A 15,484-nucleotide genomic window follows, 5' to 3' on the forward strand; every position below is an offset into this window, starting at 1 on the left:
CGTTTTTCCACTCTTTCCCCTGTTATTGATCTCAATGGCTTAATTGATTCGCGTGTCACAAAAATGTCTTTGCCAAAATCTTGACTGGATACAAAGTGAGCGCTATCTTGTGGCTGTTTTCTTATCTGGGCACAGGATGTTGTGTTAACACCGGATGTTGTGTTTTTGGAGTAGATGTAAATGACATTTGTTATCCGGAGCCTTTTGCTTTTGGGCTCAGTGGTTTGGTTAACGTATTCTGGCAAGCAGCTTATTGCGCTGGGCGTGATGAGTCAGCCTGAGCTGGCTATTGAGCATATCAATTTGACCATACAGCTGGTCGTGGCAGCGATAATATTTAAATCGGCTTTAGGTTCTAAAAAGTCTGATAGCTACTAACGTTAAACAAAGCTAACTGAATCGAAGTAAGGCTAGCTAAATCTCAGTAAAGCAAAGGGACGCTATTGCGTCCCTTTGTTATTTTTAAGCTGCAGCAACCCTAAAATCTAGGTTTAGCTTGCCGCTTTCATGCTCGCTAATACGCGGTCAGCCGCTTCTAAGGTCAAGCGCATTTCTTCTTCGCCATGGGCCATAGACAGGAAACCGGCTTCATAAGCGCTAGGTGCCAAGTACACGCCTTCATCTAACATGCCGTGGTAGAAAATACGGAACTGCTCAATATTACATTGGGTCACTTGGTCAAAACGGGTGATTTCCGGTTGTTCTGTGAAGAAGAAACCGAACATGCCGCCAACATAGTTGATCGCCATTGGAATACCGTGCTTGTCTGCTGCCGCTTTAAAACCTTCTGCAATACGTTTGGTTTTCGCGCTTAGCTCTTCGTACAGACCTTCTTCACACAGGGCTTCCATTTGCGCCAAACCAGCTGACATCGCAATTGGGTTACCAGATAACGTTCCCGCTTGGTAAACCGGACCCGTAGGCGCGATAAACTGCATCACATCTTTACGGCCACCGAAGGCCCCTACTGGCATACCGCCACCAATCACTTTACCAAGCGTGGTCAAGTCAGGTGTGACGCCGTAGTAACCTTGAGCGCCGCTTTGTGATACGCGGAACCCTGTCATCACTTCGTCGATGATCATTAAGGCACCGAACTCGTCACAAATGTCACGCAGACCTTGAAGGAAACCTGGGATAGGTGGAATACAGTTCATGTTGCCAGCAACGGGCTCGATAATGATGCAAGAAATCTCTGTTGGATACTGCTCGAACAGGGTTCTGACAGAATCTAAGTCGTTATACACAGCCGTTAAGGTGTGCTTGGCGAAATCTTCTGGAATACCGGGTGAGCTAGGTTGGCCTAAAGTTAGTGCGCCAGAACCAGCCTTAACTAACAGGCAATCCGCATGGCCGTGGTAACAACCTTCGAATTTTAAGATCTTGTCACGATTAGTAAAACCGCGTGCTAAACGAATGGCGCTCATCGTAGCTTCTGTACCAGAGCTCACCATACGAACTTGCTCGATAGAAGGCACCATAGAGATGACTTTCTCGGCCATTTGCACTTCAAGCTCAGTTGGCGCACCAAAAGACAGGCCATTTTCCACTGCCGCTAATACCGCAGCACGGATTTTAGGGTGATTGTGGCCGAGGATCATCGGGCCCCAAGAACCGACATAGTCGATATAAGCTTTGCCATCGGCATCGTAAATATAAGCGCCGTTTGCTTTTTCAATAAACAGGGGTGAACCGCCTACACCATTAAATGCACGAACCGGAGAGTTAACGCCGCCGGGGATGGTTTTTTTAGCCTGTTCAAATAACGCTTCGGAACGGGTCATGTTTAGTCCTTAAAGTCTGTAGCCAACTAGCGATCGGCTTTACGTGAATACCAATTAACCGGACACTCATATTTTTCGAGTTGATGATCAACGCCGAGTGTCAATGCAAACAAAGCCATGCGAATTAACAGCCCATTATCCGCCTGTCTGAAGATAGCGAGATTAGGGTGGCTGTTCAAATCATTATCTAACTCATTGGCTTGCGCGCGTGAATCCCTTGGAAGCGGATGCATAATGACAGTGTTCGATTTGCAATGCTGAGTGTAAATACTGCGATTTAAGCGGAACTTGCCGCGATACTTATTCGCTTCTTCCTGTGAAGGGAAGCGCTCTTCCTGAATGCGAGTGAGATACAGAATATCTGCTTTATCTAAATGGCCTTCAAGCTGGTCGGTTATTTTGATGCTATGGCCAGCATTTTCAATGTCGGAGATCACATAATCAGGCATCGCTAATTCAGCAGGTGAAATCAGTGTGAAACTGATGTTCTTATACATGCAGAGTAAGCGTGATAGTGAATGCACGGTACGGCCAAATTTTAAGTCGCCGACCATTGCTATGTGCATGCCATCGATACCGCGGCCGGCACATTTGAGTTCTTTTTGGATAGTGTATAAATCGAGTAGAGCTTGGGTCGGATGTTCGTTCGAACCATCGCCACCGTTGATCACTGGGACACGGCTGCCTTCGGCAAACTCTTTCACTGAATAAGAGTCTGGATGGCGCATGGCAATCACATCGGAATAAGTGGATAACACGCGCGCCGTATCGTACAGGGACTCACCCTTAGATAAAGACGATGAAGCCATACCTGTGGTTTCACGCACATGGCCGCCAAGTAAGTTAAAGGCACAGCCAAAACTTACGCGGGTACGGGTACTGGGTTCGAAAAACAGGTTACCTAAAATGGCGCCATCGAGCACATTATTGCGCTTCTCTCGAAGTGCATAGGGCATCATGCGGCTAGCGACATTAAAAATAGTTTGGATTGAGTCAAGATCTAACTGGTTTACGGAGAGGATATGGGATCCTTCGAACTGATTCATCAGCCTGTTTTCCAATTTGCTAGGGGGCATTTTAAGCTGCGGTATCGCGCTTATCTGCCCTGATGTTATGTAGGGTGGCTGAGGCGCGATTGTAGCAGAAGCACAGGGGCAACGAAATAGCCACATTGCCACTGTGTTAGATTTTTGCGATGAAGCCCAAAGCTTTTAATCTGCCGCCTTAGGTTTGGTATCAAGGTTTGGCATCGATATTAGGTTTTGCATCACTATCAGATTTTAAATTGATATCAGGTTTTAAATCGATGTTTTAAATTGACGTTAGGCTTGGCCTAAGCGAATTTCCTGTTGCAGGTTTGACCAACTGATCACCCCGACCACGTTATCGGGCGTATCTTGATAGATAAACACCTCACCGCTGCGCTTGGGTGACAAGAGTAAATAGGCTTCATTGAGTGTAGTGCTGTCGCTTAAGCCTTGCATGGGATGGCGCGATAGCGTGGTACTGTCATCGTAGGATTGCATTTCAAGGCTGAGCATTTCGATAACGCCATCGGCATTGCGAACCAGCACAGGTCGACCTTCTGCCCGTTTAAGCACTTCGAGTAACAATTCATCGTTGTTATTGACGATAACAAAGCGTTTATCCATCAAGGCTCGCACGCCTTTTTTCTGCAGCGCTAAATTTACTGGCGCAACTTTATAGCCTAGCCCCATGATTTCTAATTGTTTAAAGAAAATAGAGTTAGTCTTAAAACCTTGATAGGCAATTAAAAATGCGGGAATAGTCACAAACATCGCCGGCAGGATAATACTGGCATCATTGGTCATTTCTAGCAGGGCGACTAACGCCGCCAGCGGCGCGCTTAAGCACACGCCCATCATGGCCGTCATGCCGATCACAGTGTAAAGCCCTACATAAGGGGCGATGGACGGGAATAAGATGGCACTGATCAGCGCCAAAATCGCGCCGAGCAGCGCGCCGATACCATAGAGTGGACCAATCAAACCACCTGGAATACCTAAGCCAATCGCCGCAATAGTGGCAATGATTTTGGCAAATAACAGGGCGATTAACAGCAACAGGCTTGGATGTTGGCTAATGGCTTCGCTAATGGCGAGATCGCCCGTGCCAAGGGCTTGCGGCAACACGAGACCGATTAGCGTGGTGACGCTGCCCGCCAATAATAGCCGGTAAATCAGTGGCCAGTTTTGCCCCGTCGCGGTAACTTTTAAGAGTGAGTAATTAAACAGCGCCGCAGCGCAGCCCAATACCACGCCGCCGATGGCGAGAATAGGGTAGTGATCTAAGGGAATGTGGATCACTTGAATACGGTCAAATTCGTGCACATTACCAAACACTAATTGGCTTGAAACCGCGCCACAAATTGCGGAGAGCATAATCGGGAAGAAGTAATGCACTTTATATTCACGGACAATTACTTCGAGAACAAAAATCACTGCCGCCAAGGGCGCGTTAAAGGTCGCGGCAATCCCTGCGGCAATGCCACTGGCGCACATAATACGCACACTGTTATCGGGAAGATTGAATTTTTCGGCGAGAAAACTGGCACTGACAGCACCCAGATGAATGGCTGGACCTTCGCGGCCGACGGAGAAATTGGTACCGAGGGCGAACAGTGCTTGAAAAAATTGCCCTACGGCAGATTGCAGCGGAATTTTACCGTAGTGCAGTTTAACTCTATGTAACACATAGGCTATTCCCATACGCTTATAACGTTTAGAGCCTAGCTTAGCCACAATCCAAATTAATATTGCGCCTAAAAGTGGTAACAGGGCTCGCCAGTCGGCGACGTTCCCCGTAAAATCCAGCGCCTGTATTTGGGTGTAATGGTTGGCCCAAACGAGCAAGAGTCGAAACAGTAAGATCACGCAGGATGCGAAAATGGCAAACAGCAGTGCCAGTATGCACAGTTGTGCACTGATCCTCGCTTGGGATAAATGGTCACGTAGCTCATTGGTTAAATACTTTTTGGCTGTGACTATGGCATGTTGAATAGCGACTTTATTTATCGTTAATTGCACTGCATTGGCCTGAGTTGTATTGTATCGAACTCGTTCTTGAGTTGATTGTATTTTATATAAGGGGCTGTTACCTAATGCCAAATTATCATCGTTGGCTAGATCGGCTGCAAGTGATGGATCTCAAGTATCGTCCATCTTCAGTGTATTTATCGCTTTTAGTGTTAGTTTCTATTATTTTTGGGGCTTGGATAAGTTTTCTGCTACTAAGCAGCGATGAGCCCGTGGTTAAACACATCAGCAGCAAAGCCCAACGCTTGAGTGCTGAATTAGAAACACAGACCCAATTACTAGCGACCCGAAATCTAGAGCTGTCCGTCGAGCGTGAGGCTAACGCCCAAATGCAAGATATGTTTGGCCAGCAGATGAAAAAGCAAAAAGAATTGGAACATGAGCTGGCGTTTTACCGTAGCATTATGACACCGGATGATAATGCCGAAGGTGTCGCCATCCACGGACTTGAAATGACGCCGGGCGTTTTAGCCGATGAGTACAATCTCAAACTGGTATTAACTCAGCTGCAAAAGCGCAAGCAAGCGATTCAAGGTCGAGTCGAATTGACATTAATTGGCGTTCAAGATGGCAAATCCGTTAGCTTGAGTGTGAACAAACTCACGGGTTCTAAGTTGGAATTTGATTTTCGCTATTTTCAGGTCATAGATACCAAGGTCACTGTTCCTGCTGGCTTTAGTTTACAGCAAGTGAAAGTCAAAGTGCTGGTGCCTTCGAGCCGCTGGACCAAGAATTCGCAGACAGAACATGTCTATAGTGCCCCTGAGTTATTACAGGGTGAAAAAGAACCACGGGTAATACTTGAACAAAACAGTCAGGTAAAGGATAATTTGCCCCAGAAAACTGATGTAAGAGGTAGTAATGACTGATCAAGCTGATACAGCAATGCCAATCCAATTTACCGATGCGGCAGCCGCTAAGGTGAAAGGTTTGCTGGAAGAAGAGCAAAATCCTGCGCTTAAGCTACGAGTCTATGTGACTGGTGGTGGTTGTTCTGGATTTCAGTACGGCTTTACCTTTGATGAAAAGGTCAATGACGGCGATTTTACGATAGAAAAACAAGGCGTCCTCTTAGTTGTCGATCCTATGAGCCTACAATATTTAGTCGGTGGTGAAGTGGATTACACTTCAGGACTCGAAGGTTCTCGCTTCTTTGTGAAAAACCCTAACGCAACCACGACCTGTGGCTGTGGTGCCAGTTTCTCTGTATAAAGATTGTCTCTGTGTAAAGAGTTTCTCTATAAAGACTGCTCACTTAGCGCTTTTAAGGTGTGAAGTGAGATCAAAAAAGCCGTCGCAATGACGGCTTTTTGTTGGGCAAAATTCAGTATGCTACGAACTTAACTCATGATGTTCAGGTTAAGCTTAGGTTTAAACCACGCCTTTACCTTTTTATCAAAAGCGACCCAGACTTGCAGTAATGACAAGATGATTAACGCGATAAAAATCACATAGTCAGGTAGTTTTCCCTGCCATTCACCTAAATGCACTGTCGTCGGGCCTACCACTAAATTGCCGGGATCGTACATGATCACTGGCAACATGCTAATCAAGCCAAGCTGCACGACTGTGTAGCCACGCAGCATGATAAGCGCCGCCTTTTGTCGACCAATAATGGCAATCACCATCAAGAGTGTCAGTAGACAAAATAACACGCCTTGTTTAGCGACTAAGCCGCTCACGGACGCAACAACATACACTAGCAGCAGGGCAATCAGTCGTTTGGGTAAACGTGAACTCACGGCCGCGTCAGCCTTAGGTGTCGGTATCGCCGATTCTTGCTCGCTCATAGACATTCTCGCTTAGCGATTGAGATTAATGGCTTTGCTTAGGTGCTAATCGTTGATCTAATTCATAAGGTGGGATAACCACACCTAAATCATCTAATACTGGGAACACGGCAACGAACAGGTCGTCATCTTCCATGCCTGGCACCCATCTTTCGTGAAATTCATCAAATGGGATCGCTAATGTTTGGCAATCGCTCCATTCATCCACAGCCCAAGATTCAGCCGCTTCTTCGGTTGGCCACATTGGAATGCAATCTTCTTCTTCAGTGGTCAGCATTACGCAACCGTCTTGGTCTTGTAATGTCCAAAGAACTTTATGTTCTTTGACTTGCTCAACGAGGTAATCGTAACGGGCTTCTGGTGTCATTGCTGCTGTCTCAGCGAGGGTTTTAACAGTCTTGCTCATGAAAAATATCTCTTTTGCTTGAATAGGGCGAAGCCTGTTGTGTCTCTAATGTAAAAACCTAGGGCACAGCAAAATTCACCAGTTGGCTAAATGGTAACATTAGAGCGGGATTAGAAAAAGAACAACAGCGCCAAGAGGGCGCTGTTGTGTTAGATCTTCGATGTTTATTCTGCCGCGCGGAAGTAGCGATAGATAAAGCCTGCCAAAATGGCGCCGACAATCGGGGCTACCCAGAATAACCAGAGCTGCGATACCGCCCAGTCACCGACAAACAACGCAGGACCTGTACTGCGCGCAGGATTCACCGAAGTATTGGACACTGGAATACTGATTAGGTGGATCAAGGTTAAGCCTAGACCTATCGCAATCGGGGCAAACCCTTTTTGGGCGCGTTCATCGGTGGCACCTAAAATAATGATTAAGAAGAACAGTGCCATAACAACTTCGCAAATCATGACCGACAGCATGCTGTAACCGCCAGGGGAGTGCTCACCAAAACCGTTAGAGGCAAATCCGCCGGCGAGTGAAAATCCTTCCTGCCCAGAAGCAATAAGATACAAGATACCCGCCCCTGCAATCCCGCCCGCGACTTGGGCTATGATATAGGGCAACAACTCCGATGCGGGAAAACGTCCGCCAGCCCAAAGGCCGAATGACACCGCTGGGTTAAGGTGACAACCTGAAATATGGCCAATCGCAAATGCCATAGTCAGAACCGTTAAGCCAAACGCGAGCGCGACACCGAGTAAGCCTATGCCCACCTCGGGAAATGCAGCGGCAAGTACCGCACTGCCACAGCCTCCAAGGACTAACCACAAGGTGCCAAGAAATTCCGCCGCCATTTTTTGTGACATATTCATTGATTGGTTTCCTATTATGTTAAAGACACTTGTTTGTTAACGAGTGCGTCTTTATTCCTTATTTACCTGTCTATTGACGGATTTTGTCTGAGTGAGCAAAATCGCGCGCGTGACATGAGTTCCCTTAACAGCAGTTTTTGTCGAACGCTTGTGAGGCAATGACCAAGTGTTTGAGTTGTTTTAGAGCAATATTCAGCATCAGCTTCAATATAGTGAGATTTGATTAAGCTTCAGTGACGGAGTTGTTTACTCACACTCTGTTGCTACCACTATCAGTCATTAATAATAGATGGCTTTAAATAGGTTGCTGATTTTCTTGATTAATTTAGGCAGGAAGAGGAGAAATCGATACGTTGAGGCGTAAATACAGCAAGAGCTTCATGTAGAAGCTCTTGGTTAGGTTATCGCTTGATCTTTTGAGAAGGTAAATTACTTAGCGCTAAATCTTCCGCCGAGTACGGCTTCGCGGGAGGCGCCTGTGACAGCAGGGAGGTTGGCGGGTAAGCCTAAGTGGTTACGCATGGCGAGCCACGCGAAGGCGATGCCTTCAGCCCATTTAGGGTCGACGCCAAGAGCTGAGGTGGTATTCAAGGTATAACCAGGCAATAGGGTGGCAAGACGCTGCATCAGTTGGCCGTTGAACGCGCCGCCACCACAGACGTACAACTCCCCTTCATTCGATAATTTAATCATATCGCGGGCTATGCTGTGGCAGGTTAAATCCAATAACGTCGATTGGATATCTTCTTCATCTAAATGATTAAAGGGCGATAATTGCTGCTCTAACCAAGCTTGGTTAAATAGCTCGCGGCCGGTGCTTTTAGGGTAAGCAAGGGAGAAATACGGGTGCGAAAGCAGTTGCGTTAACAGGCCTTGGTCGGTTTTGCCGGATGCGGCCCATTCGCCATCTCTATCGAAGGGTTCACTTTTCACCTGCTGGATCCAAGCATCGATCAAGGTATTGCCAGGTCCCGTGTCGAAACCCAGTACTTGGTCACTGTTGCCCGGTAAATAAGTAATGTTGGCTATGCCGCCAATATTTAAAATGATGCGTTTTTTGCCGACTTGAGCAAAGGTTTGCTGGTGGAATGCTGGCACTAAGGGCGCGCCTTGGCCACCTAGGGCAATATCTTTACGGCGAAAATCGGCAATAACATCAATACCGGTTTCGGTCGCAATAGTATTCGGGTCGCCAATTTGCAGGGTAAAGCCGACTTCAAGGTTTGGCATGTGGCGCACGGTTTGGCCGTGGCTACCTATGGCGATAACCTCTTCTTTGGCAATGGCGCATTTGGTCAGTAGATTATTCACTGCTAAAGCAAACAGTTCACCCACATTACGGTCTAAACGGCCGAGGCGGTTAATTTCATCTGTGCTGGGTGAACAAAGGCGCTGTAGGCCTTTGAGCAAATGGCTCGGTATGGCTTCGGTATGGCTGGCGATAAGCTGCGGCTGCGCGCCAGAAAAGTCGACCAATACGGCATCGACACCGTCCATGCTGGTGCCTGACATAAGTCCAATATAATAAGCGTTTTTCATTGGGAGGAATCCGTCCGTCGTTATTGCATTGCCAATTGCGTTTGCTTGTTTTGCGAAAGTGTAGTCATCAATTGCTGGCTAAGTGCATCGAATTGATTTTTTTCTTTTCTCGCAATCGATTCGGCTTTAGGTAGCGTTATAGTTCTTGGGTTGCGATGGACGCCATTGACGATAAATTCGTAATGCAAATGTGCACCCGTGACGCGCCCCGTTTTACCTAAAGTACCTATGATTTGCCCTTGCTTAACACTGGCTCCTTTGCTGACGTTGCGCTTAGTGAGGTGAAGATATTTGGTGGTATAGGTATCGTTGTGTTTGATAAACACATAGTTACCGTTGAATTGATTGTAGCCCGCCTCGATGACGCGTCCGCTACCCGCCGCTTTAATGGGCGTGCCAATGGCGGCGACGTAGTCCACACCGCGATGGGCTTTGACTTGGCCTGTTACTGGGTGCAAACGTCTTGGATTGAAGTTTGAACTGACATATTTAAAATCGACTGGCGAGCGTAAGAAGGCTTTACGCATGCTAGTGCCATTCTCGGAATAATAGTTACCGTCGGTATAGCGAATGGCAGTATAGCGCTCATCTTGGTTTACAAATTCTGCGGCTAAGATATTGCCGTTACGCAAAAATTCGCCATCGGCATATTCTTGCTCATAAATAATGGCAAAGCTGTCGCCTTCGCGTAAATCTAAGGCAAAGTCGATATCCCAGCCGAATACGGTCGATAACTGCATGATCTGGTTTGCATTCATGCCTGCATCGACGGCAGCGTTCCAGAAGTTGCTCTTAATCTTAGCGCTGGTGAAATGGCTGCGAATTTCCACATCCTTCTCGGAGATTTTTTCTTGGTATTGATTTTGATTCTTGGTGATGATGAGCGTCGAAATTGCATTCACGCGATAACGCACTTCGGTCAAATCACCATTTATATCTTTCGAAATCACGATTTCTTCGCCCGGCATAATCTTAAGTAAGTTTTGCTTGGCTAAGGGGAGTTGGGTGATTTCATACACGTCTTTGCTGGTTAAACCTGCGCGATCAAATACCGCGGCTAAGGTATCACCATTTTTCACGTTAAAATGTTCGACGTCCCTGTGATGGGCACTCTCTAAGGATTCAGTGGCTGGATTATTGGCATCACCTGCGGCAAGCGCGTCGGTTGACGATAATGGCGTAGCATTTGTGGGCGCATTGTCTGTTTGGCCCTCTAATAACTCAGGACGTTCAGGCGAGCGAAATGCTAAAGGCACATCATAACGGGTGTTGATTTGAGCTTGGTCATCTATGCTGGTGGTTTGTCTTGAAGCTTGCGCTTCTTCAGAAGGTAGTAGCATGGTTATCATAGTGATAACTGAAAGAATGCTGAGGAGAATTTGATGCTTTTTAGGCAACAATTTAAATAACGTTATAACCTTTCCCATTGACGCCGATACCGATAACCAGAGACTTAAATAATCCCGTTAGTGTACACACTTTCAATTGTGGTGGCTAACAAGTAACATAAGTCTCTTCATTTTATGATCATGGCCTTAGGAGTCCCTGCCGAGATGGCTGATTTAGACCAAGTATTAGCAGAAATTAGACGTGGTACCGATGAGATTTTACTCGAAGCGGATCTGCTGGAAAAACTCAAAGAAGGACGTCCACTCCGTATTAAGTTAGGCGCCGATCCTACCGCTCCGGACATCCATCTTGGACACACAGTAATCTTAAATAAATTAAGGTTATTCCAAGAGTTAGGTCATGAAGTCATATTCTTGATCGGTGACTTTACCGGTATGGTGGGTGATCCAAGCGGTAAAAACAGTACGCGTCCACCGTTAACCCGTGAACAAGTATTAGCGAACGCAGAAACCTATAAAGAACAGGTTTATAAGATACTTGATCCAGTTAAAACCCGTATCGAATTTAACTCAAGCTGGTTAGAGCCATTGGGCGCAGCGGGGATGATCCGCCTTGCTTCTAAGCAAACTGTGGCTCGTATGATGGAGCGCGATGACTTTAAGAAGCGTTATGCCTCGGGTCAATCTATTGCGATTCATGAGTTTATGTATCCATTACTGCAAGGTTACGACTCAGTTGCGCTGCAGGCCGATGTTGAGCTGGGTGGTACAGATCAAAAGTTCAACCTGTTAATGGGCCGTGAACTGCAAAAAGCGGAAGGCCAAAAGCCACAAGCTGTGATCATGATGCCGCTGCTCGAAGGTTTAGACGGCGTGAAGAAAATGTCTAAGTCGGCGCACAACTATATTGGCGTCAGCGAACCTGCCAACGAAATGTTTGGCAAGCTGATGTCTATTTCGGACGACTTAATGTGGCGCTACTTTGAGCTGTTGTCATTCCGCCCACTGGCTGAAATTGAGCAGTTTAAGCAAGATGTGGCGAATGGGTCTAACCCACGTGACATTAAAATTGCCTTGGCTAAAGAAATCATCACACGTTTCCATGATGAAGCGTCTGCACAAAGTGCGCACCAAGCCTTTGTTGATCGCGCTAAGGGCATGCTCCCTGACGATATCGACGCTGTCGAGTTAGTGGCGGGTGAAGGTCTGGCGATTGCTAATCTGTTGAAAGACGCTGATTTAGTGGCATCGACTTCAGAAGCCATGCGGATGATCAAGCAAGGCGCGGTGAAGATGGACGGCGAAAAGCTGGACGATAGCCGTATGATCTTGTCTGCTGGTACTGTCGCGGTATTCCAAGTCGGTAAACGCAAGTTTGCCAAAGTGACTTTAGTGTAAGTAGCTTTAGTTTAAGTCGCTTTAGTTTTAGTGACTTTGTTTAAGTCACTTTAGTTCAGATGACAGTGGTTTACCTGACTCTAGTTTGACTTACAATGGTTTAAGCCATTGTCTGTTAAATGAAAAAGTCGTTAATCGAACAAAAAGAGCGCCTTAGGGCGCTCTTTGTTTTTAAGTCTGTTTTACCCCATAAGATTAAGGTGCTGTGTTGGCCTCGTGCTCGGCGATATTACATCTGTCGGTGCCAAAGTGTTGCCCACCACTGCATTTCCACGCCAGTTGCGCCGAACTCACCTGCCATTGTTTAGCATTCTGCTTCAAGGAAATAATCAACAGCATTTGTGGATGTTGTTTGGAGAGCTCGCTCACCTGATAGGTCAAAATGCTGTCTTTATTGGTTTGGGTTCGAACTAAGGTAAATTTGTTGCCTGCGTATTGGCTGCTGATCTGACTTGGATCTTCCGACCAAGGTTGATGTTGTGCCTGAGCGACACGCAGTTGCTGATTAAAATGACTGACTGGTTGAACGGCGTAGGACACGATTATGGGCTGCAAGGCCTGTGCTTTGGGAGCCAGCATTAAGCCATTAAGGGCGAGTAGGGCTATCAATCCAAAAAACTTCATACAAACCTCATTGAAACGAAACGACTCAGTCAACCTATCGAAGGCGAAACACTCAGTGGTATTGACTCATTGTTAGTTTCGACCCGTTTTTAGGGATCAAGTTTCAAAGACAGCTAAATATTGTGACTACTGCATCGCTAATTGGTCAGACATGGTCTGGTAATCGATAAGATCCACATGCTCAGTCACCCTATGGTTGAGCATATCGAGTTTAAGACTCGTGACGCCAGGAATCGCTATGTCGATGATTTTGCCAGGTTTGCCGAATTGTTCACCGGGTCCCTTGAAGTGATAGTTACCTATCATCACCACTAAAGAACCGGCGTTATACATATGTTCTATGTTGAAGTCGTACTCGAGCACGCCCTCGTGGGCGCGCTCGAGAAAGTCGATGATAAAGCGGCCGCCAGTGTATTTACGGTTGGCGGTTTTGTCGAAGAAGACGCTTTCACGGTTATAGAATTTTCTGAGTGTCTTGTAGTCGTGTTCGGTTAGCGCATTCATATACTTTACGGCTAACTGCTGTTCTTGTGGCATTTCACCTGAGTTGGCTTGCGCCGCTGCAGGATTGAGGGCTGGAACAAAAATGAGGCACAAAATAAGACACAATATTCGCAAACTATTCCCTCTTGGTTTTGAGATCAAAGGCCGGTAACGACAGATGCCACTTGATGGCGCTTAAGCGGATAAATAGAGCACTGGTCATCGCCAGAAACAGCGCCGTTTTCTCGCCCATACCGTAGGCTAAACTCACGGTATAGCCGATACCACCTATGATTGAAGCTGTGGCATAGACTTCTGTACGTAACACCATAGGAACTTGTCTGCACAGTAAGTCTCGAATAATGCCTCCTCCCACGCCTGTGATCAAGCCCATTACCACGGCAATCATGCCACTCAAGCCCATATTGAGGGCTTTTTCGGCACCAATCACAGTAAACAAGGCTAATCCAAAGGCATCGGCGACCGGCAAAATATATTCAGGCACCTTACGAGGCCGACGCACTAACAGCAAACAGGCGAGCACAGTTGCGAGAATCACTATGATGTAATTGGGATCGCGGATCCAAAACACAGGTGTTGCGCCAATTAAGGCATCCCGAATACTGCCGCCGCCCACAGCGGTGACCGAGGCGAGCACTATGACGCCAAAGGGGTCCATTCTATGACGCCCTGCTGCAAGCGCGCCTGATAGCGCAAATACAGCGGTACCCCATAAATCAAAAAAGTAGATCCACTGGCTCATTTACTCATCTCTTTGATATGTATATTTAATGCGTCAACAGAGATGCGGATTTCAATCACAGATAAAATCAGTGAATAGAGCAGCAGTAGCAGGCTAGCGCCGAAGATCACTGAGCCAGTTTTATTAAAGCCGACATAGATGAAAATCATGCACAGTACGCACAGGGCAAAGCTCGATACGCCCGCTTCTTGCATACGACGAATAATGGTAATGCGCTGGCTCAGGTTTTTGATTTGATCTTTATGTACGGGTTTTTCACCACTGCTTAAGTTTCGGATTAATGCCGCGAGGGCAAAAAAGCGATTGGTATAAGCAAGTAGTAACAATGAGATAGCAGGAAATAACAACGCAGGGGTTGTTAATGAAACGTGCATGTTTTCGAGCAAGATAGTCAGCCTTTAACTTAATGCTAAGAGAAGGGGGATAATATCACATGCTATGCAACCAACGTAAACCTGCCCATAACAAGGGCAGGATAATGATAAAGCTAAACCAGATGGCACAGGCGCGGGAGGTCAGCTTGATTGCTGGGGCGATGGCCTCACTGGTCGGTTGTGGACCATAACCTAGTTTGTCCACATTGATACGCACGCCAGCAAACTTTTGAGGTCCACCGAGTTCGATGCGTAAAATACTCGCCACCAGATTCACACTGAGGATATAGCCTCGAATCGCGGGATGATTTTTTGGCGTACGAAATAGCTTAGCGAATGCCTTAGGGCCGCCTTGAATGGCAATTGATAGACTCCACAGCCAAGCGGGGATCGCCAGTAATAGGGTCGATACGCCATTCACAGTACTGCAAAAATGTTGATACTTAGGCTGAATGGGCGGCCAGCTTAATTCGAGTTGTTTGAGCATTCGCACCGCCAGCACTAGCGGTGCTCCGGCGATAGCGAAAAAGAAAATGGTCAATGCTGTGCCGTAAATAGGCGCTGTGGCGAGTTTTTCTATGGTAGCTTTGGCTAGGCCGATTTCCGACAAGCTATCGGTATCGCGCACTACCCAAGGCTGTAAAAGCTTTTTTGCGCTGGCATTGTCTCCACGTTTTAAGGCTTTAGCGATTTCATCGGCGACTTGGCTAAACCCTGCATCGGTTAAACATAGATAAAGCACCAAAAATTCGAAAAACCATGGAAAGGCGGCTAGTTCGAGCAAAAAGGTGATAATGGCCCAAAACGGAAACAGTAATAGCATCATAGCTAAAAAGCCTGCAGTGGCTTGTTGGCTTGGGGAGCGTTCTGGACGATTTACCTTGGCGGCGAGTTGCTTAGCTAAATGGCCAAACCAAATAAGCGGCTGCATTTCCCGTGGCAATGGCGCTAACCGCGCCAATAACAAAGCAAAAAAAAGTACCAAAAAGCCTTCAAACAAAGCGCCATCTATCTCGACAAGTTGTTGATAAAAAGAGGTGTGCATTCGGTACTTTTCC

17 protein-coding genes are annotated in these 15,484 nt (G+C 46.8%); 4 read left to right on the top strand and 13 right to left on the bottom strand.

Annotated elements, in window-relative coordinates:
* Nucleotides 1-180: 180 nt before the first annotated feature.
* On the top strand, nucleotides 181-378 hold the full coding sequence (locus tag MO387_RS00085; protein ID WP_107946816.1) for a hypothetical protein: 198 nt from the start codon (nucleotides 181-183) through the stop codon (nucleotides 376-378).
* Between the two features lie 113 nt (nucleotides 379-491).
* On the opposite strand, the gene hemL is transcribed toward MO387_RS00085, so the two are convergent.
* The 3 genes from hemL to MO387_RS00100 all read right to left on the bottom strand — a co-directional run bounded on the left by hemL (nucleotide 492) and on the right by MO387_RS00100 (nucleotide 4,831).
* Nucleotides 492-1,784, bottom strand: a complete 1,293-nt coding sequence (gene hemL, locus MO387_RS00090; protein WP_006080738.1) for a glutamate-1-semialdehyde 2,1-aminomutase — start codon at nucleotides 1,782-1,784, stop codon at nucleotides 492-494.
* 26 nt (nucleotides 1,785-1,810) lie between these two features.
* Nucleotides 1,811-2,830, bottom strand: coding sequence for an aspartate carbamoyltransferase (locus MO387_RS00095; protein ID WP_006080739.1), 1,020 nt, complete (start codon nucleotides 2,828-2,830; stop codon nucleotides 1,811-1,813).
* A 276-nt stretch (nucleotides 2,831-3,106) separates the two neighbouring features.
* On the bottom strand, nucleotides 3,107-4,831 hold the full coding sequence (locus MO387_RS00100) for a chloride channel protein (protein WP_006080740.1): 1,725 nt from the start codon (nucleotides 4,829-4,831) through the stop codon (nucleotides 3,107-3,109).
* A 74-nt stretch (nucleotides 4,832-4,905) separates the two neighbouring features.
* Here MO387_RS00100 and MO387_RS00105 point away from each other — a divergent pair, with 74 nt between their 5' ends.
* Both MO387_RS00105 and erpA read left to right on the top strand, forming a co-directional pair.
* A complete protein-coding gene (locus MO387_RS00105; protein WP_107946817.1) occupies nucleotides 4,906-5,709 on the top strand; it encodes a DUF6776 family protein in 804 nt (267 codons plus the stop codon).
* Nucleotides 5,702-6,052, top strand: coding sequence for an iron-sulfur cluster insertion protein ErpA (gene erpA, locus MO387_RS00110; protein ID WP_006080742.1), 351 nt, complete (start codon nucleotides 5,702-5,704; stop codon nucleotides 6,050-6,052). Before MO387_RS00105 ends, erpA begins: the two co-directional genes overlap by 8 nt.
* Before the next feature lie 128 nt (nucleotides 6,053-6,180).
* Here erpA and MO387_RS00115 read toward each other — a convergent pair whose 3' ends face one another.
* The 5 genes from MO387_RS00115 to MO387_RS00135 all read right to left on the bottom strand — a co-directional run bounded on the left by MO387_RS00115 (nucleotide 6,181) and on the right by MO387_RS00135 (nucleotide 10,862).
* A complete protein-coding gene (locus tag MO387_RS00115; protein ID WP_006080743.1) occupies nucleotides 6,181-6,630 on the bottom strand; it encodes a hypothetical protein in 450 nt (149 codons plus the stop codon).
* A gap of 25 nt (nucleotides 6,631-6,655) precedes the next feature.
* Nucleotides 6,656-7,036 carry a DUF2750 domain-containing protein gene (locus MO387_RS00120; protein WP_006080744.1) on the bottom strand — a complete coding sequence of 127 codons (381 nt, stop codon included), beginning with the start codon at nucleotides 7,034-7,036 and terminating at the stop codon, nucleotides 6,656-6,658.
* A 164-nt stretch (nucleotides 7,037-7,200) separates the two neighbouring features.
* Nucleotides 7,201-7,896 (bottom strand): aquaporin Z, encoded by a 696-nt coding sequence (aqpZ, locus tag MO387_RS00125; protein WP_242325925.1) that lies wholly within the window; start codon nucleotides 7,894-7,896, stop codon nucleotides 7,201-7,203.
* A gap of 429 nt (nucleotides 7,897-8,325) precedes the next feature.
* Nucleotides 8,326-9,435 carry an anhydro-N-acetylmuramic acid kinase gene (locus tag MO387_RS00130; protein WP_242325926.1) on the bottom strand — a complete coding sequence of 370 codons (1,110 nt, stop codon included), beginning with the start codon at nucleotides 9,433-9,435 and terminating at the stop codon, nucleotides 8,326-8,328.
* A 20-nt stretch (nucleotides 9,436-9,455) separates the two neighbouring features.
* The gene (locus MO387_RS00135) at nucleotides 9,456-10,862 is read right to left on the bottom strand and encodes a peptidoglycan DD-metalloendopeptidase family protein (protein WP_242325927.1); all 1,407 of its coding nucleotides are present in this window, start codon (nucleotides 10,860-10,862) and stop codon (nucleotides 9,456-9,458) included.
* A gap of 126 nt (nucleotides 10,863-10,988) precedes the next feature.
* Between MO387_RS00135 and tyrS the strand changes: the two genes are divergently transcribed.
* Complete coding sequence (gene tyrS / locus MO387_RS00140; protein ID WP_242325929.1) at nucleotides 10,989-12,182, top strand: tyrosine--tRNA ligase; 1,194 nt, start codon at nucleotides 10,989-10,991, stop codon at nucleotides 12,180-12,182.
* A 195-nt stretch (nucleotides 12,183-12,377) separates the two neighbouring features.
* On the opposite strand, the gene MO387_RS00145 is transcribed toward tyrS, so the two are convergent.
* The 5 genes from MO387_RS00145 to MO387_RS00165 form a co-directional block, all read right to left on the bottom strand.
* Complete coding sequence (locus MO387_RS00145) at nucleotides 12,378-12,806, bottom strand: hypothetical protein (RefSeq protein ID WP_006085051.1); 429 nt, start codon at nucleotides 12,804-12,806, stop codon at nucleotides 12,378-12,380.
* A 126-nt stretch (nucleotides 12,807-12,932) separates the two neighbouring features.
* Nucleotides 12,933-13,424, bottom strand: a complete 492-nt coding sequence (locus tag MO387_RS00150; protein WP_006080750.1) for a nuclear transport factor 2 family protein — start codon at nucleotides 13,422-13,424, stop codon at nucleotides 12,933-12,935.
* Between the two features lies 1 nt (nucleotide 13,425).
* On the bottom strand, nucleotides 13,426-14,052 hold the full coding sequence (locus MO387_RS00155; RefSeq protein WP_006080751.1) for a trimeric intracellular cation channel family protein: 627 nt from the start codon (nucleotides 14,050-14,052) through the stop codon (nucleotides 13,426-13,428).
* A complete protein-coding gene (locus tag MO387_RS00160) occupies nucleotides 14,049-14,426 on the bottom strand; it encodes a DUF2721 domain-containing protein (RefSeq protein WP_006085052.1) in 378 nt (125 codons plus the stop codon). The genes MO387_RS00155 and MO387_RS00160 overlap by 4 nt, the downstream gene beginning before the upstream one ends.
* 55 nt (nucleotides 14,427-14,481) lie before the next feature.
* Nucleotides 14,482-15,471, bottom strand: a complete 990-nt coding sequence (locus tag MO387_RS00165) for a cobalamin biosynthesis protein (protein WP_242325930.1) — start codon at nucleotides 15,469-15,471, stop codon at nucleotides 14,482-14,484.
* Nucleotides 15,472-15,484 lie beyond the last annotated feature (13 nt).

The organism is Shewanella sp. N2AIL, assembly GCF_022690845.1.
Taxonomy (GTDB): domain Bacteria; phylum Pseudomonadota; class Gammaproteobacteria; order Enterobacterales; family Shewanellaceae; genus Shewanella; species Shewanella baltica.

What these genes read in the sequence shown, in the direction of transcription:
- MO387_RS00145 (WP_006085051.1), bottom strand. Translation starts at nt 12,806, where the DNA reads ATGAAGTTTTTTGGATTGATAGCCCTACTCGCCCTTAATGGCTTAATG.
- MO387_RS00165 (WP_242325930.1), bottom strand. Translation starts at nt 15,471, where the DNA reads ATGCACACCTCTTTTTATCAACAACTTGTCGAGATAGATGGCGCTTTG.
- MO387_RS00085 (WP_107946816.1), top strand. Translation starts at nt 181, where the DNA reads ATGACATTTGTTATCCGGAGCCTTTTGCTTTTGGGCTCAGTGGTTTGG.
- MO387_RS00115 (WP_006080743.1), bottom strand. Translation starts at nt 6,630, where the DNA reads ATGAGCGAGCAAGAATCGGCGATACCGACACCTAAGGCTGACGCGGCC.
- MO387_RS00120 (WP_006080744.1), bottom strand. Translation starts at nt 7,036, where the DNA reads ATGAGCAAGACTGTTAAAACCCTCGCTGAGACAGCAGCAATGACACCA.
- erpA (WP_006080742.1), top strand. Translation starts at nt 5,702, where the DNA reads ATGACTGATCAAGCTGATACAGCAATGCCAATCCAATTTACCGATGCG.
- aqpZ (WP_242325925.1), bottom strand. Translation starts at nt 7,896, where the DNA reads ATGAATATGTCACAAAAAATGGCGGCGGAATTTCTTGGCACCTTGTGG.
- MO387_RS00095 (WP_006080739.1), bottom strand. Translation starts at nt 2,830, where the DNA reads ATGAATCAGTTCGAAGGATCCCATATCCTCTCCGTAAACCAGTTAGAT.
- hemL (WP_006080738.1), bottom strand. Translation starts at nt 1,784, where the DNA reads ATGACCCGTTCCGAAGCGTTATTTGAACAGGCTAAAAAAACCATCCCC.
- MO387_RS00105 (WP_107946817.1), top strand. Translation starts at nt 4,906, where the DNA reads ATGCCAAATTATCATCGTTGGCTAGATCGGCTGCAAGTGATGGATCTC.
- MO387_RS00160 (WP_006085052.1), bottom strand. Translation starts at nt 14,426, where the DNA reads ATGCACGTTTCATTAACAACCCCTGCGTTGTTATTTCCTGCTATCTCA.
- MO387_RS00130 (WP_242325926.1), bottom strand. Translation starts at nt 9,435, where the DNA reads ATGAAAAACGCTTATTATATTGGACTTATGTCAGGCACCAGCATGGAC.
- MO387_RS00155 (WP_006080751.1), bottom strand. Translation starts at nt 14,052, where the DNA reads ATGAGCCAGTGGATCTACTTTTTTGATTTATGGGGTACCGCTGTATTT.
- MO387_RS00135 (WP_242325927.1), bottom strand. Translation starts at nt 10,862, where the DNA reads ATGGGAAAGGTTATAACGTTATTTAAATTGTTGCCTAAAAAGCATCAA.
- tyrS (WP_242325929.1), top strand. Translation starts at nt 10,989, where the DNA reads ATGGCTGATTTAGACCAAGTATTAGCAGAAATTAGACGTGGTACCGAT.